The 24521-nt window shown below is 43.3% G+C and carries 16 protein-coding genes; 11 read left to right on the plus strand and 5 right to left on the minus strand.

Annotation, left to right across the window (positions count from 1 at the left end; translation table 11 throughout):
- The first annotated feature begins 6 nt into the window (after positions 1-6).
- From AC570I_RS03925 to AC570I_RS03935, 3 genes are all read left to right on the plus strand, one after another.
- Entirely contained in the window at positions 7-3279 is a 3273-nt protein-coding gene (locus tag AC570I_RS03925) for a TonB-dependent receptor (RefSeq protein WP_497404431.1), read from the plus strand.
- 175 nt (positions 3280-3454) lie between these two features.
- Positions 3455-4789 (plus strand): putative sensor domain DACNV-containing protein, encoded by a 1335-nt coding sequence (locus AC570I_RS03930; protein ID WP_047797298.1) that lies wholly within the window; start codon positions 3455-3457, stop codon positions 4787-4789.
- A gap of 111 nt (positions 4790-4900) precedes the next feature.
- On the plus strand, positions 4901-6898 hold the full coding sequence (locus tag AC570I_RS03935; protein ID WP_497404432.1) for an ATP-binding protein: 1998 nt from the start codon (positions 4901-4903) through the stop codon (positions 6896-6898).
- 53 nt (positions 6899-6951) lie between these two features.
- On the opposite strand, the gene AC570I_RS03940 is transcribed toward AC570I_RS03935, so the two are convergent.
- A complete protein-coding gene (locus AC570I_RS03940) occupies positions 6952-7773 on the minus strand; it encodes a universal stress protein (protein ID WP_497404433.1) in 822 nt (273 codons plus the stop codon).
- Between the two features lie 24 nt (positions 7774-7797).
- The gene (locus AC570I_RS03945) at positions 7798-9216 is read right to left on the minus strand and encodes an inorganic phosphate transporter (protein WP_497404434.1); all 1419 of its coding nucleotides are present in this window, start codon (positions 9214-9216) and stop codon (positions 7798-7800) included.
- A gap of 171 nt (positions 9217-9387) precedes the next feature.
- On the opposite strand from AC570I_RS03945, the gene AC570I_RS03950 reads away from it, so the two are divergent.
- The gene (locus tag AC570I_RS03950) at positions 9388-9954 is read left to right on the plus strand and encodes a Crp/Fnr family transcriptional regulator (protein ID WP_497404435.1); all 567 of its coding nucleotides are present in this window, start codon (positions 9388-9390) and stop codon (positions 9952-9954) included.
- A gap of 73 nt (positions 9955-10027) precedes the next feature.
- Here the strand turns inward: AC570I_RS03950 and AC570I_RS03955 are convergent, their stop codons facing one another.
- Positions 10028-10699, minus strand: coding sequence for a type 1 glutamine amidotransferase domain-containing protein (locus tag AC570I_RS03955; RefSeq protein WP_497404436.1), 672 nt, complete (start codon positions 10697-10699; stop codon positions 10028-10030).
- Between the two features lie 11 nt (positions 10700-10710).
- Positions 10711-11001: a putative quinol monooxygenase gene (locus tag AC570I_RS03960; RefSeq protein ID WP_047797292.1), complete on the minus strand. Its 291-nt coding sequence runs from the start codon at positions 10999-11001 to the stop codon at positions 10711-10713.
- A 265-nt stretch (positions 11002-11266) separates the two neighbouring features.
- On the opposite strand from AC570I_RS03960, the gene AC570I_RS03965 reads away from it, so the two are divergent.
- The 3 genes from AC570I_RS03965 to AC570I_RS03975 are packed head-to-tail and all read left to right on the plus strand — an operon-like array spanning position 11267 to position 13344.
- The gene (locus AC570I_RS03965) at positions 11267-12007 is read left to right on the plus strand and encodes an SDR family oxidoreductase (RefSeq protein WP_497404437.1); all 741 of its coding nucleotides are present in this window, start codon (positions 11267-11269) and stop codon (positions 12005-12007) included.
- 41 nt (positions 12008-12048) lie between these two features.
- Positions 12049-12966: a helix-turn-helix domain-containing protein gene (locus AC570I_RS03970; protein ID WP_497404438.1), complete on the plus strand. Its 918-nt coding sequence runs from the start codon at positions 12049-12051 to the stop codon at positions 12964-12966.
- A gap of 39 nt (positions 12967-13005) precedes the next feature.
- Positions 13006-13344: a YybH family protein gene (locus AC570I_RS03975; RefSeq protein WP_497404439.1), complete on the plus strand. Its 339-nt coding sequence runs from the start codon at positions 13006-13008 to the stop codon at positions 13342-13344.
- Here AC570I_RS03975 and AC570I_RS03980 read toward each other — a convergent pair.
- A complete protein-coding gene (locus tag AC570I_RS03980; protein ID WP_497404440.1) occupies positions 13341-17414 on the minus strand; it encodes a hybrid sensor histidine kinase/response regulator transcription factor in 4074 nt (1357 codons plus the stop codon). The two genes, AC570I_RS03975 and AC570I_RS03980, sit on opposite strands and share 4 nt — an antisense overlap.
- Positions 17415-17589: 175 nt before the next feature.
- On the opposite strand from AC570I_RS03980, the gene AC570I_RS03985 reads away from it, so the two are divergent.
- The 4 genes from AC570I_RS03985 (at position 17590) to AC570I_RS04000 (ending at position 24479) form a co-directional block, all read left to right on the plus strand.
- A complete protein-coding gene (locus AC570I_RS03985) occupies positions 17590-20574 on the plus strand; it encodes a SusC/RagA family TonB-linked outer membrane protein (protein WP_497404441.1) in 2985 nt (994 codons plus the stop codon).
- Positions 20575-20602: 28 nt separating this feature from the next.
- Complete coding sequence (locus AC570I_RS03990) at positions 20603-22210, plus strand: RagB/SusD family nutrient uptake outer membrane protein (protein ID WP_497404442.1); 1608 nt, start codon at positions 20603-20605, stop codon at positions 22208-22210.
- 87 nt (positions 22211-22297) lie between these two features.
- The gene (locus AC570I_RS03995; RefSeq protein WP_497404443.1) at positions 22298-23413 is read left to right on the plus strand and encodes a SusE domain-containing protein; all 1116 of its coding nucleotides are present in this window, start codon (positions 22298-22300) and stop codon (positions 23411-23413) included.
- A gap of 7 nt (positions 23414-23420) precedes the next feature.
- Positions 23421-24479: a glycoside hydrolase family 53 protein gene (locus AC570I_RS04000; protein WP_497404444.1), complete on the plus strand. Its 1059-nt coding sequence runs from the start codon at positions 23421-23423 to the stop codon at positions 24477-24479.
- Positions 24480-24521: the final 42 nt, after the last annotated feature.

The raw sequence follows: 24521 nt of genomic DNA on the forward strand, positions 1-24521 counted from the left end.
TGCAATATGCGTACCCTGATCATTTTACTGCTGCTGCTTAATTTGTCTGTGCTTGCGCAGACAACCCGGACAAGTTTGTCGGGCAGGGTAACTAATGATCAGGGTTTTGCAATTGCTGTAGCTACGATTACGCTTAGGGATTTAAGTAAGGGGACAACTTATGGTTGCGTAAGCAATCAACAAGGCGGCTATCAGATTTCCGGCATCATTCCAGGTGGCCCTTACCGACTGGAGGCTTCTTCTCCGGGCGCGCTCCCATTCCTCCGTGCTGAGCTTTATTTTTCCCTTGCGCAACCCCAGGAAATCAATATCGTACTGGAAAGCGCACCGATTATTTTAGCTGATATCAATATAGCTGTTTTAAAGAAAGCGGCGTCAAAAAGTTCCATGCAGGCCGCTCATGGTATACAAATTCCACAGGATAAAATCAGGATGCTTCCCAGTCTAAAGCGATCCATTGCCGATTTTATCCGTCTGGATCCAAGAGCAAACGGCGCTGCAATAGCAGGTGGAAACTATCGGCAAAACTTTATTACAGTAGATGGCTCGGAGTTTAATAATAACTTTGGTGTTGGGGATAACCTCCCGGGAAACGGATCGCAGCCCATCTCCCTGGATGCCATTGCAGAAATTTACCTGAATAATGCGCCTTATGATGCAATTTGGGAATCAGGTTTCATTGGCAGTGCCGTAAATATCATCAGTCGCTCAGGAAGCAATACACTTCAGGGATCGGCCTATTCTTTTTTGCGTGAGTCGGCGGGTAACGTGAGCCTGGCTACTGTTGGTAATCATGGGAGAACAGGAATCAGTTATGCACTCAACGGATTTAGATTGGGAGGTGCCATTAAAAAAGATAAGCTTTTTTATTTTATTAGTCTGGAACGGGAAACTGAAGTATATCCGCCGCAGATTTATCACGCAGCTACCAGCGATATGCCCTATGGAAGTGCGGCTGATATTGCCCGGCCAAATACAGCCGAGCTCGATCAGATCAGCAACTATCTATCAACTCAGTATGGGTATCATACCGGAGCTTATCAGGATTACAACTTTAAACCTGCCAGTAACCGTTTGCTGGGCCGTTTAGACTGGAATATTGGGGAGAATAATACACTGAGCCTTCGTTACAATAAGCTCATGAGCAACAGGCCTGAACTTGTAAATGGTTCGCGTAGTCCGCTTACCCCGTTTTCTTCCAGTGCAGGAAGGCGTGGTATCAATGCACTCCCATTCAGCAATTCAAATTTCGATACCAAATCCATTTTTTATTCGCTTTCTGCAGAGTGGGATTACCGTTTATCGTCCACTGTGAATAACGCCCTTCGCGCCTCCTTTACCCGACAACATGAATATCGGGTTTCGGATAGCAGACCTTTCCCTTTTGTCGATATCTTAAAGGACGGACTTCCTTTCACTTCTTTTGGTTATGAACCCTTTTCGATGAATAACAAGCGTCTGGTATCTTTATACTCTGTGAGTGATATTCTGCGCTGGAAACCAGGCCGGAACAGCTGGATAATCGGATTTCAGGCCGACTATATGCAAACGCAAAACAGCTACATGCCTTTTGCTTCGGGCTATTATACGTTTGCTTCGTGGCAGGACTTTGTATCGGGTAACAAACCTGTCGACTATGCTCTAACCTTTGTGCCGGAGGGAATGGATAACGATCCATCTTACGCCTTCGATTACCTTAATCTATCGGCTTTTGCGCAACACACCATTCATGGCGGTGAGCGCCTGCAGCTTGATCTGGGCGCCAGGGGCGACATGGCACTTTACCCACGGAATCTGGCAAGCAATCCAGCTGTATCATCCCTTGCATATGCTGAGGGAGAAAGGATAAACACCGCTTTGCTTCCCAGCCCGGCTTTGCTGCTTTCTCCAAGGCTGTCGCTCAGATATGCTTTGTCAGCTGATGGGGCGATCGTGATGAAAGCGGGAACAGGAATATTCACCGGCAGGATCCCTTTTGTATGGGTGATCTCTCAGGCAAGGTACTCGGGCGTGAATCAGATCAGTCAGACCTGGCAGGGACAGCAAAATACCCCGGTATCTTTCGACCCGGATCCCCGCCAGCTTTCGGTATCAAAGGGAACCCATGTCATTCCGGCTGTGGTCAGTGTCCTCTCGCGCGATTTTAAAATGCCACAAAGCTGGAAAAGTACACTATCTCTCGAAATGAAACTGCCAGGAGGCCTAAAAGGAAAGTTTGAACTTACTTTTAACCGTAATATACGAGGCATTTCTTTCCGTGATTTAAATCTCGTTAAGCCACTAACATTGAATATTAGCGGATATCCTGATCACCGGCTGGTTTATCCACAGCGAAATAACTTAAAATATATTAATCCCCTGAATGCGAAGGGGGAACGAGATGCCTCGGGGAATTCTGCGATGAGTGTGGTATCAATCTCGAATTCCTCAAAGGGTTATTATTCTTCGGCGCTGTTCACATTAACACGCAAATTTTCTTCAGGATTGGATATTTCAATCAGTTATGTAAAAAGCAAGGCTAAAAATTACAATGATGGAGAGGGCGATCAAACACTTTCTGCCCTGAATTCTACCCCATCGGTAAACGGGATAAATGACCTCCCGCTGGCGGATGCTGGTTTCGTTATGCCACACCGGATCGTATCTGCCCTCACTATGCCCATTGAGCTTGCACGCAGAATCCGTTTAGATCTCGGACTTTTTTATCAGGGAAGTTCAGACGGGAGGTTTTCTTACACCTACGGAAGGGATCTAACTGGGGACGGTGCAAACCGGTCGCTCATTTATATTCCAAAAGATCCTTCTGAAATTAATTTTTCTCCGATCAGGGCATCAGGTACTAATTCTGCAATTGTTTTTTCGGCACTCGACCAGCAGAAAGCTTTTTTTTCGTATATCAGTCAGGATAAATACCTAAGCAGGAGAGCCGGAGAATATGCGGAACGTAACGGGGCTTTGATGCCTTGGCGGCACCAGTTTGATTTGAAAGTCAGTCTGAATCTTTTGATAAAGGGAAGTGCTCGTGAGCATTCTCTCACAATCAGTGCTGATGTGTTAAACCTGGGTAACCTGCTCCATTCAGACTGGGGTGTACGAAAACTGGTAAATGCAAGTTCTATTCTGATTCCGGTTAGTCTGGATCAGGTAAGTGCAAATGGTACGGCACCAAGCTTTCAGTTCGCCACTATTGCGGGTAAACTCGTTGAAAGTACGTTTAGAAAGGATAACAGTGTCAACTCAGGTTATTTAATTCAACTGGGGCTCAGGTATTCTTTTTAGGGGCTCGAGTTGTCATATACTTTTTTAAGGTAACTTTATAATCCGGTTGTGTGGGCAAAATTTGTGAGCAAGTTTATTGTGGGTTCATATTCGGGCATTTGATTGGTAATCACTTAATTATTGTGAAAGCAAAACCTTTGCTTTGGCTTGTTGTTTATCATTAAATTCATTCGATTTGGAAAATTCCCGTCCACAGGACCTTGCCGTATTGGTCCAAAATAAGCTGAAATTAAATAGAAGCAGGGTGCCTGTTCCTGAACTGAGCGTTTTGGAGGCCCTGTTTGATTGTTTGTTCTACTCGAGCATGTGCAAGGAGGAGAGTGATTTGATTAAAGTAACGGTTACTTTCATCGATCCGGAAAATCCCGATCCAAAGCCACCGGGTTTTATTGTTCCGGAAAGGTGGAGCTGCGTGGCTTTTGAAAAGCCAATCGCAATGAATACAAAAGCACTGGCAAAACTTTCAAAGGCTGCAGATCCCTCGAGTTCATCGCTTGCAGTATACTTCAATGATAAGGGCGGGCTTTACATATGGGGAATGATTGACCAGGCGATGCATTATCAGAATTTTTTAAACTATGAGTCGGATACGGATTCTGAACAGCCGGGCCTGTTTCAGGTTGCCGTAAGTGATATTGGCACGCTCCACGTCTTTTTCGACTATGAGTTATTGGCTACCCTGAAGCAGAATGTGCTGGTAAAACGTTATCTGGATGTATTGACAATCGGGCCAATATCTAAAATGCTTAAACGGAATGCAGAGTTTTTGAAGATAGCTATACATCAATATCTGGATGAATTTCATCCTGCCGAAAAATATCAGGACTGGGAAGAATATCTGGATGGCCTCTGGATTCAAACATTTTCAAGGCTGTTGCTCAAGATTCAGAATTATCAGCACGGTGGCGCCATTCTGATTGCCGATGATCGTGCAGACCTGGATATCAAATACCAGATTCACTATGAGCGGCTTACACTTGCCATGATTGCTCATGCTAAATCAGCAATTGATAACTTCGTTTCCGAAAATACCATTGAGGGCCAGTTTCAGTCTGGGAAAAGTTCAATTAGCAGGAAACTATACCAATGGGAATCGCAGGCCTTAAGCGAAAAGAAAGGTACCGCGGATGAGATTAAGGGTTCGATCAGTTTTATTGCTTCCCAAACCTGTGTAGATGGAGTGGTCCTTTTTGATCGAAATATGATTACCAATGGCTTCGGCGCGGTACTGAGGGCGAAAGGGATGCCCAAAAAAATCTATGTTTCTTCAACAGCTACCGCTACGCCAAAATCACTGGTTCCATATGATCCTAAACATTACGGTACCCGGCACCGCTCAATGATTGCCTACTGCTGGAAACATCCGAATTCCCTTGGATTGGTGATTTCTCAGGATGGAGATATCAGGGTATTTTCAAAAATTGAAGACAAGTTGATTATGTGGGAAAATATCAAAACCCAGCAGTACCTTACGAACCGCTCACAACGACAGAAAAGCACTTTGATTTAGAGTGTTATGTTTCTATTAGATTCGAGACGTATGAAAACCCTGCGAAATATGGCTACCTTCATGAACATTTTTCTTATTTTTCCGTTTAAAAATAATATCTGAAACGACCTTATGACTAAACCATCTGGCAAGCCACATTCAACTTCCACAAACGATGAGCGGTTCAAAGCTTTACTGAAAGCGACATCCGACGTCGTGTATAGTCTGAATCCTGACTGGAGCATCATGCATGAGCTGGATGGAAGGGGCTTTTTGCTGGATGCCGATAAGCCAACACCAGAATGGAAAACCAGAAATGTTTACCATGAAGACCTTGAGATGGTAGAGGCTGCAATAGCATACGCCATTGCAAACAAAAGTATTTTTCAGCTCGAGCATCGGGTGAACCGTGCAGATGGAGGAATTGGGTGGACATTTTCCCGTGCAGTGCCCATTTTTGATAGTGAAGGCGAGATTACTGAATGGTTTGGTTTAGCGTCGGATATTACCGAACGGAAATTAGCTGAACAATCCCTTGCGCAATCAAGGGAAATTCTGGAGCAGCAAAAACGCACTTATGAAACCATCACTTCGGGTACCCCTGATTTAATGTATGTTTTTGATCTGGACTACCGCTTCACGTATGCCAATACAGCCCTCCTCAACATGTGGGGGAAAACGTGGGATGATGCCATTGGAAAGGGACTTATTGAAAATGGTTACGAGCAATGGCATGCTGAAATGCACGAGCGTGAAATTGACAGCATCAGGGAAACAGGGAGTAGTATACGGGGCGAGGTTGCATTTCCGCATGCCACATTGGGCAGGAGGCTTTATGATTATATATTAAATCCTGTATTTAATGAAAGTGGAGAGGTAATTGCCGTATCTGGAACCACGAGGGATGTTACAGAAAGAGACCAGTGGGAGCAGCGCCTGAAGGAAAGCGCAGAAAGACTGCAGGCGATGAATGAAGAGTTTGCTGCTATAAATGAGGAACTTACTTCATCCAACGAACAGATTCTGGCAGCAAACGAAGATCTGACTGCTGCAAATGAAGCACTCCTGGATGCAAAGCATACCATTGAGGAAAGTAAACAGGCCCTTCGCCTGGCTATTGATGCTGCAAATTTTGGAACCTGGTACATTCACTCAGTTACCCGGGAATTCATAACCGATGCCCGGTTGAAAGAGTTGCATGGATATTACCCTGATGAACCACTTACTATCGAGCAGGCCATCGCGCAAATTACCGACGAGTATAAGGATTATGTTTCAGAAAAGCTTGAAAACGCCATTTATAACAACGGAGACTACGATGTTACCTATACCGTTATCGGTTTACATGATCAAAGATTGCGCTGGCTGCGGGCTATTGGTAACCTTAAATCAGACCCATCAGGTGCTTTTTCGGCTTTTACGGGTGTGGTGATGGATATCACAGAGCAAAAAATGGAGGATATCCGGAAAAACGATTTCATGGGTATGGTGAGCCATGAGCTGAAAACGCCATTAACCTCATTATCGGCCTACCTGCAGTTGCTTGAAATGCGTTCTCAGGGAAACACTGATCAGGTTATCCGCCGGGCCATATCACAGTCTGTAAAACAAACCAAACGCATGACTGATATGATCAACGGTTTCCTTGACTTTTCCAGGCTGGAAGCTGCTCAACTAAAAGTGAGCCGGTCTGATTTCGACATTGCTAATTTAATTAAAGATGCGCAGGAAGAAGTTACCATGCTTTACAGTACCCATAGGTTTATTTTTGAACCGGTTGAAAGCCAGGTAATCAATGCCGACAAAGGTAAGCTGGGACAGGTAATTGCAAATTTGATTGGGAATGCCGTCAAATATTCTGCGCCTGATTCCATGATCCAGGTTTCCTGTACTTCTAATCAGGATGAGATAAAAGTTAGTGTGAAGGATCAGGGAATCGGCATCAGGAAAGAAGAGCTTCCAAAATTATTTGAACGCTTTTACCGTGTAGATAACAATAACCTGATTTCTGGTTTTGGAATAGGGCTATATGTATCTTCTGAAATCGTGAAACTTCATGGCGGAAAGATATGGGCTGAAAGTAATTTAGGAGAAGGTTCTGTATTTACTTTTACTATTCCATTAAAATAGAAGCGCATTTAAAGTATTAAATATTACACCCGTATTTAAATGGTTTGCTCACACTAATCATGCAGTACCAATATCGCCTTTACAGATTTGTTTAGAACCTTATTTACTGTACTGGTGGTGAACAGCCTGTAAATAATGTTGTGATGATGTTTAACCAGACATAAAACGTCGGTATGGTTCTGCTCAATAAAATCCATAATACCGTTAGGGGCACTGTTGTGCCGGATATAATTGAAGTCAATTTGGGTGTGTGGTAGGAGTGTCCGGATGCTGTGCTCACCGGTTTGTATGTGTTGCTCGTCAGATTTTTCTGCTACATAAAGCACCTGCATTCTTTTGCTACCCGAAGCCTTAAGCATTTCGTTAAGCGCAACCACATCTTTGTGTGATAGCCTGGTTTCGTAGTCGGTTGCAAGGGTGATGACGGGCTCGGCCGGAAAAATACTTTCTATAGGCACAATCAGGGTTGGGATTCTCATTTTGGAAACTACCATACTGGCGTTGCTCCCAACGATACCGGCAATACCTGTGGCGCCGGTTATACCCATAATTAGCAATTCTACCGGATTCGATTTCGTATATTCAAGAATAACCGATCTCAGGAAACCCACCTCACAGCTTGTGGATATATTAATCTCTGTGAGCTCTTGTTCTTCACGGATCAGGTTTGCCCAAGCCTCGAGCGCATTCCGTTTATTCTGGTAATAAGATTCGATAAATATGGCATTGTAAGTGCTATTGTTGATCCCTTCGGTTGGATGTATGGCGTGAATAGCGGCAACCTCCATTTTCAATACCTTAGCCATCGACAAGGCATAGGTAAACGCATTGGCTGCACTTTTTGAAAAATCTGTAGCAACAAGTATTTGTTTCATGGCAAGTTTTTGTTAAAAATCAGGTTAGATAAAAAGGTGGAACAGCATAAACAACAAGATAGCAAGAATGATGGATACCGGGAGTGTAAGTACCCAGGCGAGGCCAATATTCTTCAAGGTATTATTGTTAAGGTTTTTTCTTCCTCCAGAAGCAACCATTGCCCCCGCGATACCACTTGAAAGGACATGAGTAGTACTCACAGGCAAACCGAAGGCCGTGCTTAGTCCGATGGTTGAAGCTGCTACAATTTCTGAAGTTGCCCCCTGGGCATAATTCAGGTGTTCATTGCCAATTTTTTCGCCAATGGTTACTACAATTCTTTTCCAACCGATCATGGTACCAAGGCCAAGTGAGATGGAAATGGTGAGGATTACCCATAATGGTGCAAAATCCACAAGCTTCGAAAGCTCATCTTTATTGCTGCTGAGGTTCCGGTGATCTTCTGCAGAAATAACAAGCGATTTGTCGTCTTCAACTATTTTGATTGCAGCTATTACGGCTTCAATCTGTTCTCTGAACTTATAGGTGTTTTCTTTATCTGTCTCGCTCTTCAACAGGAGATGTTTTTTCGTTTGTTCTATCTTAGAAGTGAAATCGGCGACATTAACAGATTTACCATGATTTAGAACGGCTATTTTCTGGATAATCTGTTCAGTGCTGTTCAAATCACGCATCACCTTATCCTGTTGAATGTGGTGATTTACGGCGAACCTGGCCGGCAGGAAAGCAATCAGGATGAGCATTAAAAGGCCAACACCCTTCTGCCCGTCGTTGCTGCCATGGAAAAAGCTCACCAATGTACAGGTGGTAATCAATAAACCTCTAATCAGCAGCGGTGGACGATCATTCTCGCCATGCGGGATGTGAAAAAGCGCATGGTATTTAATGATATGCTTTAAAAAATACATCAGTAAAACAGCCAGTCCGAATCCGATGACCGGTGAAAGGATAAGTGATAAGCCAATCTCCTCTGCTTTTCCCCAATTCACGCCCTTGCCACCATAATACCAGGTGAAGGCCAGTCCGGCACCAATCATGGCACCGATCATGGTATGGGAGCTGGAACATGGGATGCCCAGATACCAGGTTCCGAGGTTCCAGGCAATAGAGGCCAGCAAGACAGCCAGTACCATGCTAGCCCCAACACCTACGGGCAGATCCATTAGGGCATCAAGGGGTACGAGTTTGAGAATGCCCATGGCAACAGCGATACCTCCCGTGAAAACGCCCATGAAATTCCAAAAGCCCGACCAGGGAATAGCAATGACCGGTTTCAGTGCTTTGGTATAAATCACTGTAGCAACAGCATTGGCGGTATCGTGAAATCCGTTTACAAACTCGAAGCCAACTACAGCCAGCAGGCAAACTAAAAAAATAATGGTAAGCGGAATACTCAGATGGGTTTCGCCGATAAAGGGTAGCACTACATTAGCTGGATGCATATAAAATGTGGAATCGTTAAATAGAAGAATTGCGACTCAATCAAATAACCACATAAATCAGTTCACTTTCCGAATACAACCTGTTAAGTTATTGTTAAGTTTTTTCGTCAAATTGCAATTGGGTACAGCTTCCCTGAATTCGCTATCTTTGTCCATCAGAACCCGTACTATATGTCTTCACAGGATATTTTGAAAAATCACCTTAACAAAACCATTGAGCTTACTGATGTAGAGTTTGACTACTTTTATTCGCACTTTAAACCGCTGTCGTTTAAAAAAGGCCAGACAATTATCAACGTTGGCGACAGGGTGGATTGTGAGTATTTTGTATTAGATGGGTGTTTGAAGACCTTTTACATTAATGATGATCAGAAAATGTTTATCCTGCAGTTTGCGATGGAAACATGGTGGGCTTCGGATTACAATGCTTTATATAATGGCGAGGCTGCAACAGTAAACCTTGACTGTGTTACTGATGCACAGGTATTATGCCTGACCAGTGAGGATAGAGAGAAGTTGTGCAAAGAAATTTACCCTTTGGAATATTTCTTTCGATGGCGCTCCAATAAAGGTTACGTAGCCTCGCAGAAAAGATTGTTATCGTTCATGAATAACGATGCCAAAACCCGTTATGAAGAGCTACTGGCCATGTACCCGCAACTTTATAATATTGTCCCTAAACAACTGATTGCAGCCTACCTTGGCGTATCGAGGGAAACACTCAGCCGGTTGTATTAAACGCTGCCGATTGCAGGTAAAGGCTGTATCATTTTTTATTTAGTGATACAGCCTTTTTATCTGGTGACGAATATTATGCTTCTAAAATTTCAATTACCTTTAGCGCTGTACCATGTGCAGATGCCGGATTTTGACCAGTCACCAGATTTCCATCTGCAATGCTGTTATCCGACCATGGGCTTGCCGCATGAAACCTGCCACCTTGTTCAGTAAGCGCACTTTCCAGGAGGAACGGAACATCTTCTTTTGCATAGTGATTTTCTTCTTCATCGGTAAAAGAGGTGATGTTTTTGTCCTTTACCAGATAGGTGCCATCGCTAAGTGTTACATTTAATAATGAAACCGGCCCGTGACATACTGCGCCAACTACGGCGCCTCTTTCGTAGGTTTCTGCAATCACTTTTTTCAACAGCGCATCTTCGGGCATGTCTACCATCGGAGCTAAACCACCAGGAACAAAAATCGCATCATAAATACTGGCATCTACATCAGCAAGTTTGGTGTTGTGCTGCATTTTTTCCCAGCCGCCTTCCTGCAGGAATCGCGAATTCGATTCTTCGTCTTTTGCCTCCATATTATCAAGAGCTGGTACCGCACCGGTGATGCTGGCAAAGTCGATCTGGTAGCCGGCATCATCAAAAGCTACATAGGGATGGGCTACTTCATCAAGAAATACACCTGTTTTTCTGTTTTTTGGTCCAATTACCTTTGCATTGGAAACAATGATTAATATTTTTTTTGACATGATATTTTGAGTTAGAAAAGTTTTTTTAAAATGTTTACTTCGCGGACTTCCAGATGTGGAATGATCTTTTGAAATACGATTTGCTGATAATGATCTGAGCTTTTATGCAACTCTACAGCATCACTATCTACATAGCGCTCGTGCAGGATGAGTTCGTTATTGTTTTCTGCAGACTGGTAGATATGGTAAGAAATATTACCTGGTTCGTTTCTGGTTTTTTCAACCAGTTCTTCCAACAGGTTTAAAATTGCCGGAGTTTCGCTCTCTTTGATTCTCCATTTTACGATGAGTTCTTTTTCCATTTTATTTTTCTTTTAATATTGAATTTCTACAGTTGTTTTGACGGCACACACAGCAATGAATCTTTGCGATGTACCTCCGTTGTTGATAGTTCAAAAGTGAGGCTAATAAAAAAGAAAAGCAGGTGATGTAGGTCACATTCAGAAATGTTGCTGACGAATGTGACATACGTCACACCCGCTCAAAATGGATACACCTTCCGTGGGTCTGGATACAGTTTATGTTTTGTACTGCCCCATCTTTGGGCTATACAAAAAACATAAAACAATGAACAATATTTCAGGAAAAGTAATCATCATCACAGGCGCCAGCAGTGGGATTGGTTTAGCCACAGCAAAATTATTGGCTGCACAGGGTGCGATAGTAAGCCTTGCTGCCAGACGAAAGGATAAACTGGATACATTGGTTTCAGAAATTACTGAAGCGGGTGGCAGAGCAATTGCTTTTGCAGCAGATGTAAGCAAAAGAGAAGAAGTGGATGCTTTGGCTCAGGCCACGCTAAATGCCTTCGGAAAGATAGATGTTTTGTTTAATAACGCTGGGGTTATGCCTTTATCGCTTTTAGAAAATCTGCATTACCAGGAATGGGAACAAATGATTGATGTGAATATCAAAGGTGTGCTCTACGGTATCGGCGCAGTATTGCCACATTTTAAAGCGCAAAACAGTGGACACTTTATTAACGTATCTTCTGTGGCGGGTCATCTGGTAGCACCGTCGAGTGCCGTATATTCGGGAACGAAGTTTGCCGTAAGGGCGATTAGCGAAGGCTTGCGCCAGGAAGTCAAACCTTATAACATTCGTACCAGTATCATCTCTCCGGGAGTTACAGAATCTGAACTAACGCATACCATAACCGATGAAAATGTAAAACCGATGATTGGCCAGTTGGCAGAGGTGGCTATTGCTGCAGAAAACATTGCAAGGGCTGTAGCTTATGTTATCGATCAGCCTGAAAACGTGGACGTGAGTGAGATGATCATCAGACCTACTGCCCAACAAATGTAGGATAAGCGGAAAATATTTATTTAAATTTGTAGCATTACCTTATGAAAAAGTCCATCCATACCCCCTTAGTATTTCACTCCATCGCAGCCATGAATAGTGCGCTGGGCCTGGCCGAACCTAAGCATCCGCTCATTTGCCTGAATGAATACAAGGATATCTCTGTTGATGTAACGGAATTTACCCGAGGCATTATGATGGACTTTTATAAGATTTCCTACAAAGAGCCTTCGAGTGGACGGATCAGATATGGACAGGATCACTATGATCTGAATAATGGTGGACTGTCTTTTCTATCGCCCCGCCAGTTGGTTGCAGAGGCAGACGGTTCCCTGGATTGCTCGGGTATGACCTTATTGATTCATCCTGACTTTCTAAAAGGTTATTCGCTGGCTGCCAACATCAAAAAATATGGTTTCTTCTCCTATGGAACCAATGAATCGCTTCAGTTAACCGCGCAGGAGCGGGAAATGATTTTTACGCTTTTCAGGCAGATTGAAAACGAGCTCAATCAGCGGCTGGACCATTTCAGTCAGGATGTAATGATCAGTCAGATTGAACTGTTGCTAAACTACAGCAACCGTTTTTATAACCGCCAGTTTTTATTTAGAAAAGTAGAACACCATACCTTGCTCGAAAAAATGGACCTGCTGTTGGACGAGCACTTCAATTTTGGAACTACTTTAGGGCAAGGATTGCCAACGGTGCAGGATCTGGCAGAAAAGTTGAATGTATCTCCCAACTACCTGAGCGACCTGCTAAGGGAACTCACCGGTATGAATGCACAACAACACATTCACCAGAAACTGATCGACAGGGCCAAGGATATCCTCAGCACAACCAATTTTTCAGTGAGCCAGATTGCCTATCAACTTGGTTTCGAATACCCTCAGTCGTTCAACAAACTGTTCAAGAATAAAACCAACCTTTCTCCGCTCGAATTCAGGCATTCTTTTAATTAACCCAAGTTCCGCTAAAAGGAACTATTAAGTATATCTAACATGAATATCACACATTTTATCAGTGAGTGGATTGCTGCAGGCAATTCTTTTGATACCGACAGGTATCTTGAATTTTATTTACCTGATGCCATTCTTGATGATCCCTCGGTAGGCAGGGTTTTCAGTGGAAGAAAGGAAATCCAATCATACTTTGACAGCTATTTCATCGGCTATCAAACCCGAACCAGACAGGTGGATCTCACCGTCGCTGGTAATACTGCACACCTGGAAGTTGTATTTAAAGGAAGCTTCGCTGAACAGGAAATAGGCGGGACTTTTGATTTTGTGTTTGAAAATGGTAAAATTGCTAACGTGGAAGCTAATCTTATTCACGACTAAGATACTTTTTTCTTTATCGCCTGCAGGTACGCTGTTGGCGTTTGCCCGAATTCCTTCTTGAAGGCTTTTGTGAAATAAGACTGGGTTTGTATGCCGATGCGGTACATTACCTCGGTCATTAATACATCTTCCGTCTTCATAATTTCTACGGCTTTTCTAAGCCTGGCCGACCGTACAAATTCACCTATCGACTGTCCGGTAATGGTTTTGATTTTCTGATAAAGCTTGGTGCGGCTCATGCCGATTTCCCTGCACAGGTAATCAATGTCCATTTCTGGATTAATCATCTGCTCTTCAATGATGGCGAGTAGCTTCGACATGAAAACCTTATCTTTTTCTGAATGGACAAGTTCCTGGGGTGCTGTTTCCTTGTTATTCAGGTAATGGTCTTTTAGTTTCTCGCGTTGCGCCAGAATGTTTTTTACCGTAATGAGTAACAAATCTATGTTGATGGGTTTGGTGAAATAAAGGTCTGCACCCGATGATGCCCCTTCAATTTCCGCTTCAATGCTGTTTTTAGCCGTAAGCATGAGAAAGGGGATATGACTGGTGTTGATATCATCTTTGAGCAATCTGCAAAACTCGGTACCGTTCATGCCTGGCATCATTACATCACTGATGATGAGGTTTGGCATTTCCGCCCGTGCCTGAAACAATCCGGCTGCACCATCGCTGGCTTCGATAATCCTGTAAAAGGGATTCAATGTCTCTGTCAAAAACGTCCGGAGTTCTTCGTTATCATCTACAATCAGTATTGATACATCCACATTTTCTACAGTTTGTGGAATAGATGCGGTTTGCGAAGCTTTTTCCAGTTGATAGGTAATGCTTTCCAAACGGGTACCTCCGGGCGCATGATTCGGATTAAATTGCTCGGCTAGGGAATAATCTCCCTTATTTGCCGGAATACCAATGATAATCTCGGTACCCTTATTTCTTTCGCTCGATACCTGGATTACACCTTTATGCAAAAGTGTCAGGCTTTTTACAAAGGCTAAGCCAACCCCTGAGCCCAAATGGCTTTCAGTGATGCGGTAGTACCGTTCGAACAAATGTCCGATCGATTCTTTTGATATGCCAATGCCGCTATCTATTACCCTGAAATAAACGTATGACTGGCCAACATAATTGCTTTTGACGCTCAGCTGATTCCCGAAGGCTGGCGCTATGCCATTTAATGAATTAAGTATCTGAAGTTTCAGTGTTCCCCCTGTTTGGGTATATTTTATGGAATTGTTGATTAGGTTCAGGATAATCTTTTCGATAACCTGCCTGTCAAACCAAACCTCAGCGGGGATGCTGACTTTTTCTACCTCAAATGTTATCTGTTTTTCCATGGCCATCTCCAAAAATTCTTCCGCCACTTCATCGATAAACAAATTGAGGTTACCGTCAATCACGTTGAGTTTAAGGGCACCTGTTGCGGCCTTTCTAAAGTCCATCAACTCGTTAATTAGCCTAAGCAGGCGGTTTGCATTCCGGTGGATGGTATTGTAATAATTCACAAAGGATTCGCTGGTATCTTCCCTGAGCAGACGTTCTATCGGTCCGAGGATCAAAGAAAGCGGTGTTCGGAATTCGTGCGAAATATTAGTGAAAAACTGTAACTGCGTCTGGTGGATTTCCTCACGTTTCTCTTCCTCAATTTTTCTCAATTCTAATCGCCTCTTGAAGCTCAGTGCAGCATAGGCAATGTAGGCTGCGAGTGAAATGGCAATAAGTCTGAACCACCATGAGGACCAGAAAGGGGGCGCGATAACAACCCTGATGGTTTTGCCGGCTTCATTCCATACATGGTCGTTATTTGATGCCTTCACCCGAAAAGTATAAGTGCCCGGATCGAGGTTGGTATAGAAAGCCTGAGTCAGGTTTCCAATATTAATCCAGTCCTTATCTTCACCCTCTAGTTTATAGGCATAGTTGTTATTTTCACTCGATACATAGTTTAGCGCTGCAAAGCGGAAAGAAATAGATGCCTGATCGTAGTCGAGCTCAATCTCATCGGTAAAGCTGATATCGTGATCTAAAACACTTTCCGGTGCATTGGGGATAATTTTCTGATTAAAAATCCGGAATTCGGTTATAAAAACCGGAGGGACAAATTTATTAGTTGCTATATCAGAGGGGAAAAAGGCATTAAATCCGTTCACGCCGCCGAAGAAGATTTCACCTTTTCTGGTTTGCAGGTAAGCGTTAGCTTCGAATTCGAGGCCTTGCAGGCCATCGCCGGTATTGTATTTTTTGTAAGTTTGTTTTTCGGGATTAAACTGCGTTAAGCCTTTCGAGGTGGATATCCAGAAATTTCCCTGCCTGTCTTCTGCAATTCCTTTGATAAATTCTGTTCCTAAACCCGCTTTTGTGGTATAGAGGTCGAACTTGTTTCTGGCTTTATTCAAACGGTACAATCCGGTTTGTCCAACCCACACCGTTCCTTTCCGGTCGATAAAAATAACCCTGAGGTCGGGTAGTTTGCCACCCAAAAAATAATGATTTACTAGCTGTGTGCGCAGATTATAGCAGTTCAAACCTCCGTCATCCGTGCCTATCCAAATGTTTTTATCCTGGTCTTCGGCTATAGAAACCACATTGTTTCCCATGATTTTGCCGCCGTTTTTTCCGGTAGTGATGCGCCTGAACTGCCTGGTTTGTGGATCGAACAGATTTAAGCCACCATAGTAAGTGCCTATCCAGATTTGATGTTCGCTGTCTTCAAAGCTTTTCTGCACATAATCGGAAGAAATAGAATTCGGATTACTGCTGTGGGTAAAACGGGTAAAAGACCCGTCGCTGTTCACGAGGTTCAATCCACCAGCCCAGGTGCCTACAAGGATGTTGCCATTGCTGGTTTGGGTAACATCAAGTACGGCATCGGCACCAATACTTTTCTGATCAAAAGGATTATACCGATGATGCCTGAAAGTGTTTGTGCCTGGCTGGTAAATATCAAGACCTCCGCCATCTGTACCAATGTAGATGTTGCCCTGCTTATCTTCGCAGAAAGCTTTTACGTCGTTATAGCTTAAACTATTTTTATACGGTTCCTGGCGAAAAAGCCTGAATTTTTCTGCCTTTGGACTATAGAGGTTCACACCACCACGGTGCGTACCAATCCACAGATTTTCCTGCCGGTCTGCAAATAGGGCAGATACAGTTCGTTGCGAAAGGCTGGAAATATTGCCTGGCTCATTCTCGTAATGCCGGAACGTTTCTGTAGCGGGATTGAAAAGATCCAGGCCACCGTTAATTCCGCCAAGCCATAAATGCTGATGCTGGTCAAAAGCAATCGCTCTCACCAGATCACTGGCAATACTGTTCTTGTTTTTATCCTGATGCTGATAAATTTTGATGCTGCCTGTATTTAACTGATAACGGATCAGTCCGCTTTCTTCTGTCGCAAACCAATAATCGCCGCCAGGCGATCTTTTGATACTCCGGATAACATATTTGTCTAAACCAGCAATTGCCTTAGCCCTTTTGGTTTTCAGGTTGAGGATTTGAATGCCCTGATCGGTTGCCATCCAGATATTGCCAAGTCCATCGTTAAACAGATCGTTGATGAAATCTTTTTTGCTGAGCTGGCCGGCAGTGTGATATGTAAACGGTGCAAGACTTTGTGTTTGCTGATCAACAATATTCAGTCCGCCGCCGTAGGTGCTTACAAAAATGCTCTTCCCGATCTCCAGGATAGCGGTGACACTATTTTTATTGCTTTTTGTTTTATAAGTAATAAAGTTATTCTGTTCTGCATTAAACCTGTTCAATCCGTCTGATGTTCCTACCCAGAGGTTATGGTGCTGATCTTCGGAGAAGCACCTGATGAAGTTGTCGCTTAGCGAATTTCTGGATTTATCGTTTTTAAAAACCGTGAGCTGATTCCCGTCATATTTGTTTAAACCATCCCGGGTTCCAAACCACATAAATCCACGGTAATCCTGAAAGATGCATTCAACGGTACTGTTCGATAAACCGTCTTCCACACTGATGTGGCTAAACTTTAAATTCTGGGCAAAAGCTTGTCCTGCAGAAAATACAATCAAAAAAAATAAGAAGTTTTTGGTTAGTGAAGTCATCAGGTTTTTCTGGAGGTTAAAGTTAAGGTTTTATTTCAGTAATAGGCGAAAAATGCTTTCGACGATCGCTTTAACGCATATTATGTTAGATAGCACAAAATAAAAGAACGATAGCACAAAAGGAAAATGGAGAATTAGACTTGATTTGTAGCTACTAATTCTAACCATATTTTCTATGCACATTTTTACATCTTTTCTCACGAGTAACAAGCGGATTTTAATGCTTTTACTCATGATTTTTACCCACGGATATCTATTTGCACAGCAGGCTACCATTAGCGGGATTGTGAAAACCGCTCCTGATAATCTGGGAATGCCGGGTGTGAGTGTTCGTTTAAAGGGTACTACAATTGCCACTTCTACGGATGCCAACGGTAAGTTTACCATCAGGATTCCGGCGAAGGCTGGTGTACTGGAATTTTCTTCTATTGGTTTTAAAACACAGGAAATTGCAGTATCAACCACCACAACACTTACAGTAACCTTATCAGAAGACGCTGCCACACTAAATGATGTGGTTGTTGTAGGTTATGGTACAACCAGAAAGCAAGACCTGACGGGTTCTGTAGCAGTAGTAAGTGTAAAAGATTTCCAGAAGGGAAGCATCAGTACGCCCGAACAAATGTTATCGGGTAAAGTATCAGGGGTGGCCATCACATCCAATAGCGGACAGCCGGGCAGCGGTAGTACCATCCGTATTCGCGGAGGTTCATCGCTAAATGCGAGTAACGATCCTTTATTTGTAATCGACGGCGTACCGCTGGAAAACGGTGGCGTATCCGGCGCATCAAACCCCTTAAGCTTTATCAATCCGAATGATATTGAAACTTTTACTGTATTGAAGGATGCTTCAGCAGCGGCAATTTACGGTGCCAGAGCTGCCAACGGTGTAATTATTATCACAACCAAAAAAGGTTTAGGTGATGCACTAAAAGTAAGCTTCAATTCGGTGAACTCGGTTTCCACCTTAACCAAACAGCTTGATGTTTTAAGCGCCGATGATATACGTTCGATTGTAAATGCAAAAGGTACAGCAGCACAGAAGGCTCAGGTTGGAACTTTCAATACTAACTGGCAGGATCTGATTTATCAGGATGGTTTTTCTACCGATAATAACATCAGCATCAGCGGGGGGATAAAAAAGCTGCCATATCGTTTATCCGTTGGTTATCAAAACCAGACTGGCGTGTTAAGAACCGATCAGCTGGAGAAAACTTCTGCAGCCATTGTATTTAATCCCAGGTTCTTTGATAATCACCTGAAGCTGGATGTAAATTTGAAGGGTAGTATGCAAAAGACACGTTTTGCAAATACTTCGGCCATTGGCGGAGCAGTGAGTTTCGATCCTACACAGGCCACTTATACCAACCGTGCCGATTATAACGGCTATTGGGAATGGCTGGATCCCAGCACGCCAACAGGATTGGTGAATCTGGTTGGCCGGAATCCGGTGGGTTTACTGGAACAACGTGAAGACAGGGCAAAGCCGATGCGCAGTATTGGCAATATCCAGCTGGATTATAAATTCCACTTCCTGCCTGAATTGCATGCCAACCTGAATGCTGCTTACGATGTGGCATCAGGGAAGGGTACCGTTTACGTAGATCCAAATGCTGCGGAATCTATCTTAAGCAACGGCGTTAGTAATCAATACAAACAAAACCGGAGAAATACCGTACTCGATTTTTACCTGAATTACGTTAAAGAATTTAAATCAATCAAAAGCAGGGTAGATGCAACTGCAGGTTACTCCTATAATGACTATTTAACTACCCAATATTATTTCCCGAGCTTTGATGCTTACGGAAACAAGGTGATCAATTCAGATCCGGCCTTTGCTTTTAATAAGCCGCAATACAGGTTAATATCTTACTTCGGAAGGTTGAATTACAGTTATGACGAACGTTTCTTACTTACCGGAACCATTCGGAGAGATGGTTCATCACGTTTTGGTCCGGCCTTTAAATATGGCGTATTTCCATCGGTAGCATTAGCCTGGACGGTAAAGAACGAATCCTTTTTGAAAGATATTAAAACCATTTCTACTATGAAATTGCGTGCCAGTTATGGTATTACCGGGCAGCAGGATGGCATTGGCAACTACAGCTATATGTCTACCTATGGTTTAAGTTCATTAAATGCACAATATCAGTTTGGAAATACCTTTTATCAGATGTACCGACCAAGTGCCTATATCTCCAATATTAAATGGGAAGAAACAGCAACCCTGAACATTGGTTTAGACTTTGGATTGATGGATAACCGCATTACGGGTAGTGTGGACTTCTATAAAAAGAAAACCAGCGATTTGCTCAACCTGATCCCACAGCCAGCAGGTACCAACTTTGCAGCTAATGCCATTGTAAATGTTGGTGATATGGAGAACAAAGGGGTTGAGCTGACCTTAGGTTTTAATCCGGTGAGGGAAAATGATTTCAACTGGGATTTTAGCTTTAATGCTACCTATAATAAAAATACGATTACTAACCTTACTGTGGTTCCTAACGATCCTAATTATGCTGGTTTTCCAAGCGGCACCATTGCCGGTGGGATAGGCGGACAAAATGCTTTCATAAATGCTGTTGGCGGTCCGAAAAGTACCTTCAACCTGTTCGAACAAGTTTATGATCAGAACGGAAATCCGGTTGAAGGGGTTTATGTAGACCAGAATGGCGATGGGGTGATTAATGAAAACGATTTCAAGAAAGGTAAACAAGCCGATCCGAAATTATTTCTGGGTTTCAGTAATAACCTGAGCTATAAAAAATGGAATTTATCATTCACGCTAAGGGCTAATCTGGGCAACTATGTTTACAATAACAATTATAGTCAGAGTGGTAACCTGAATCAGATTCTGGGCACCTCGGTTATTCTAAATGCCTCACCAAATTACCTGACTACAAACTTTAAAGCACAGCAGTTACTGAGTGATTACTATGTGCAGAATGCCTCATTCTTAAGGATGGATAATGTTAACCTGGGCTATGCTTTCGGCAAGATTTTGAAAACCAAAGCCAACCTGCAACTCACAGCGAGCGTACAAAACGTATTTGTAATTACCAAATATCAGGGACTGGATCCTGAGGTAGCATCAGGCGTAGATAACAACATCTATCCACGTCCACGTACTTTCTCTTTGGGCTTAAATGTTAATTTTTAAGATGATGAACAGCTTTAACAATAAATATATGAAACCACGTGTTTTACAACTATTCATGCTGCTTTGCACAGCCGCAGTTTTAAACAGCTCGTGCAATAAACTGGATCTGGTACCTACCAATGACCTCACTGCCGATAAGGTGTACACATCAGCGGCGGGTTATAAACAGGCCCTGGCAAAAGTTTATGGTGCTTTTGCACTTACCGGAAACGCTTCTGTAGGGCAGGCGGATATTCCTGCAGAAATAATTAAAGATGAAGGAAACTCTGATTTTCTCCGTTTATACTGGAATTTACAGGAGCTGACCACCGATGAGGCCGTTTGGTCGTGGCAGAATGATGCAGGTATCCAGGGTTTGCACGAACTCACCTGGGGTTCAATCAATTCAATCATTAACGGATTATATTACCGATCCTTTTTTCAGATTACGCTTTGTAACGACTTTATCAATCAGTCATCGGATGATAATTTAAGTAAAAGAGGGATTGTGGGTGCTGATGCCGATCAGGTGCGCCGTTTCAGGGCTGAAGCCCGTTTCATCAGGGCATATCAGTATGCCGTGCTGATGGACATTTATGGTAACCCGCCTATGGTAACTGAAACCACTGAAATTGGAGGCAAGGATTTGCCAAAACAAATTGCCAGGAAAGATTTGTTCAGCTATGTTGAATCAGAACTGAAGGCTATTGAGAACGATTTGGCTGCACCCAAGGCTAACGAATATGGCCGGGCCGACCGCGCGGCATCCTGGGCTTTACTTTCACGCATCTATTTAAATGCCGAAGTGTACACCGGAACAGCAAGGTACACAGATGCAATTACTTACTGCAATAAAATTACGGCTGCAGGTTATACCCTGCATGGCAATTACCGTGAGTTAACCATTGCTGATAATCATCTGAATACAGACGAGAATATATTCACCATTAATTACGATGGTACCAGCACACAGAACTATGGAGGTACAACCTATCTGATGCATGGGCCTGCAGGTGTTCCTGCCGATGTTTCCGGTTCAAGCGGTAACTGGGGTGGGTTAAGAATTACGCAGCAGTTTGTAAACCTGTTCGCCGATAAAACCGGTGCAACTGATACCCGTGCACAGTTTTATATGTCGGGACAAAACCTGGAGGTAAATGATTTATATGTATCAGCAGATGGTTATTCAAGTACAAAATTTAGAAACAAAACCCGTTCTGGTGGGCCTGCTCCGCACCAGGATGTAGCGAAGGATTTCTCCGATATCGATTTCCCGCTTTTCCGCCTTGGTGAAACCTATCTCACTTATGCAGAAGCCGTTTTGCGTGGAGGTGCCGGCGGTAGTTTAGCCACCGCCCTGGATTATGTAAACAGGTTACGTACCCGTGCTTATAATGGCAGTACGGCAGGTAACATCAACGCAACAGCCTTAACAACAGATTTTATTCTTGATGAGCGTGGACGGGAACTGTGGTATGAAGCTACGCGCAGAACCGATTTAATCCGCTTTGGTAAATTTTCTACAGCGGCTTATTTATGGGCCTGGAAAGGCGGTGTAAAAGCAGGAACAGCTGTAAACAGTAAATACAATCTGTTTCCCTTGCCACCGACAGATTTGTCCGCTAATCCAAACTTACGTCAGAATACTGGCTATTAATCTTTTGCAGGATAAGCTGCCCTGATCACATCATCAGGACATGAAAACAAGGGCAGCTTCATCAATCATGAACATAAAATTAAAACGATGAAAAAAATATTCCTCACCATTATATACAGTTTTCTTTTGATTGGCCTTTTTCAGGCCTGTAAAAAAGAGGCCAGTACAAATGTAATTAATCCTCCTGCTGCAGGTTCGCTGTCCTTTAAAAGCTCTGCTACCAATGTAGTTTTATCGGCAGCTACTGATGCCAGCAATGTAGTGACCTTTAGTTTCAATGCTGCAAATTTTGGGGCAAGCGTGGTGCCAACCTACTCGCTCGAATTTGACTTGCCTACAGATACAACTGGCGCAAACGCCTGGGCAAATGCGGTATCGGTGAAACTTCCGGCCGGAACACTGACAAAAGTTTACACTGGTGCAGATTTCAACTCCCTTCTGGCCAACCAGCTGATGTTACCTACAGGTGCAGCAAGCACCCTCGCAGTCCGGTTAAAAGCTGAGGTTAACCAGAATACGGGTGTTGCATCTGCTATCAAGCCGGTTTTTGCTACCTTAACATTAAGTGTAAACCCTTATAAAGCAATCATTGAGTATCCGGCATTAATCGTCAAAGGCGGTAACTCCTGGAAAACGCCAGCCAGCAGATCGAACGGATTTGTACTCACTTCAGCTAAGTTTAATAATAAATACGAAGGGTATTTGAACCTACCCAATGCCGATGGTTACGGAGGTGATGCCTTTCAGCTGGTATCTTCACTTGATGCCACAAAAGTTTATGGCTGGGGTGGAACAGCCACTGCTATGAGTTTAACCGGAGGTAATTTATACCTGACGCCGGCACCCGCCTATATGAAGGTGAATGCAGATGTAACGGCAATGACGATTAGCTATACACCAGTGAAATTTTATATCTCGGGCGATGATAACGGCTGGAGTACATCTGCAACGCCATTAGTGTACAATGCAACTACCATGAAATGGGTAGCAGCAAATGTATCACTTACCGCAGGTAAAACTTTTGTGTTTACCGCAAACGGCGGTTACGACATCAGTTATAAAGTTGATGCATCAGGTGCTTTGGTTTTTGCCGGCGCACCAAACTGGGGCGGTATTAATATACCAGTAGCCAAAACAGGAGTATTTACGGTGACTTTAGATTTAAGTGCCGGTGATGGAAATTATACGTATTCGGTTAAATAAGGAAACAATGTTAAAGAACATAAAATTAGACCGCACAAAATGGCTCGCAGTTGTTTTGTTACTTATTATTGCAGGGGCGGCCTGCAAGAAATCAGTTAAGGGCGAAACACAAATTTATCCTTTACCGGATCCAGCTGGTACTTATGCCCTGGGTGCAGATGTGAGCTGGTTAACAGAAATGGAAGCAAACGGGAAAAAATTCTACAATGCTGCAGGAGAGCAGCAGGACTTACTCCGTATTTTAAAAGATAAAGGGATCAATACCATTCGTTTGCGCGTTTGGGTAAATCCGGCATCAGGCTATTGCAATACCGCTGATGTATTGGCGAAAGCCAAAAGGGCACAGGCTGCCAATATGCGCCTATTAATTGATTTTCACTACAGCGATTCATGGGCAGATCCTGCGCAGCAGAACAAACCTGCGGCCTGGGTAAACCAGGATTTTGCCGCACTAAAAACCTCGGTTTATAACCATACGGTAGAAGTATTGACTGTTTTAAAAACCAACAAAATTGTTCCTGAATGGGTACAGGTAGGGAATGAAACCAATAACGGCATGCTTTGGAATGATGGAAAGGCTTCGGTAAATATGAAGAATTTTGCTGATCTGATACTATCAGGTTATAATGGCGTGAAAGCAGTAAATCCGTCCACTAAAGTAGTGGTGCATATTTCCAATGGTTATGATAATAGTTTATTCAGGTGGATTTTCGATGGGTTAAAAAATAATGGTGCTAAATGGGACGTGATTGGCATGTCGATGTATCCATCGGCTACCGACTGGTCGGCGAAGAACACACAATGTTTAACCAATATGACAGATATGGTATCCCGTTATGGTTCAGAGGTGATGATCTGCGAACTGGGTATGCCGGTATCAGAAGCGGTGGCCTGTAAAGCTTTTATCAAAGATCTGATTGCCAAAAATAAATCATTGCCGAATAATAAAGGGTTAGGGGTTTTCTACTGGGAACCACAATCATACAATAGCTGGAGTGGTTACAAGCTTGGTGCTTTTGATGATTCGGGTAAACCGACAGTTGCTATGGATGGCTTTTTGCCTTAATATCAATTAGAATAAAAAAAATGATTTAGCTTAAAGGCTGTT

Source organism: Pedobacter sp. A2324 (assembly GCF_059693705.1).

What these genes read in the sequence shown, in the direction of transcription:
- AC570I_RS03995 (WP_497404443.1), top strand. Translation starts at nt 22,298, where the DNA reads ATGAAAAAAATATTCCTCACCATTATATACAGTTTTCTTTTGATTGGC.
- AC570I_RS03955 (WP_497404436.1), bottom strand. Translation starts at nt 10,699, where the DNA reads ATGTCAAAAAAAATATTAATCATTGTTTCCAATGCAAAGGTAATTGGA.
- AC570I_RS03935 (WP_497404432.1), top strand. Translation starts at nt 4,901, where the DNA reads ATGACTAAACCATCTGGCAAGCCACATTCAACTTCCACAAACGATGAG.
- AC570I_RS03990 (WP_497404442.1), top strand. Translation starts at nt 20,603, where the DNA reads ATGAAACCACGTGTTTTACAACTATTCATGCTGCTTTGCACAGCCGCA.
- AC570I_RS03970 (WP_497404438.1), top strand. Translation starts at nt 12,049, where the DNA reads ATGAAAAAGTCCATCCATACCCCCTTAGTATTTCACTCCATCGCAGCC.
- AC570I_RS03960 (WP_047797292.1), bottom strand. Translation starts at nt 11,001, where the DNA reads ATGGAAAAAGAACTCATCGTAAAATGGAGAATCAAAGAGAGCGAAACT.
- AC570I_RS03985 (WP_497404441.1), top strand. Translation starts at nt 17,590, where the DNA reads ATGCACATTTTTACATCTTTTCTCACGAGTAACAAGCGGATTTTAATG.
- AC570I_RS03965 (WP_497404437.1), top strand. Translation starts at nt 11,267, where the DNA reads ATGAACAATATTTCAGGAAAAGTAATCATCATCACAGGCGCCAGCAGT.
- AC570I_RS03925 (WP_497404431.1), top strand. Translation starts at nt 7, where the DNA reads ATGCGTACCCTGATCATTTTACTGCTGCTGCTTAATTTGTCTGTGCTT.
- AC570I_RS04000 (WP_497404444.1), top strand. Translation starts at nt 23,421, where the DNA reads ATGTTAAAGAACATAAAATTAGACCGCACAAAATGGCTCGCAGTTGTT.
- AC570I_RS03945 (WP_497404434.1), bottom strand. Translation starts at nt 9,216, where the DNA reads ATGCATCCAGCTAATGTAGTGCTACCCTTTATCGGCGAAACCCATCTG.
- AC570I_RS03940 (WP_497404433.1), bottom strand. Translation starts at nt 7,773, where the DNA reads ATGAAACAAATACTTGTTGCTACAGATTTTTCAAAAAGTGCAGCCAAT.
- AC570I_RS03950 (WP_497404435.1), top strand. Translation starts at nt 9,388, where the DNA reads ATGTCTTCACAGGATATTTTGAAAAATCACCTTAACAAAACCATTGAG.
- AC570I_RS03980 (WP_497404440.1), bottom strand. Translation starts at nt 17,414, where the DNA reads ATGACTTCACTAACCAAAAACTTCTTATTTTTTTTGATTGTATTTTCT.
- AC570I_RS03975 (WP_497404439.1), top strand. Translation starts at nt 13,006, where the DNA reads ATGAATATCACACATTTTATCAGTGAGTGGATTGCTGCAGGCAATTCT.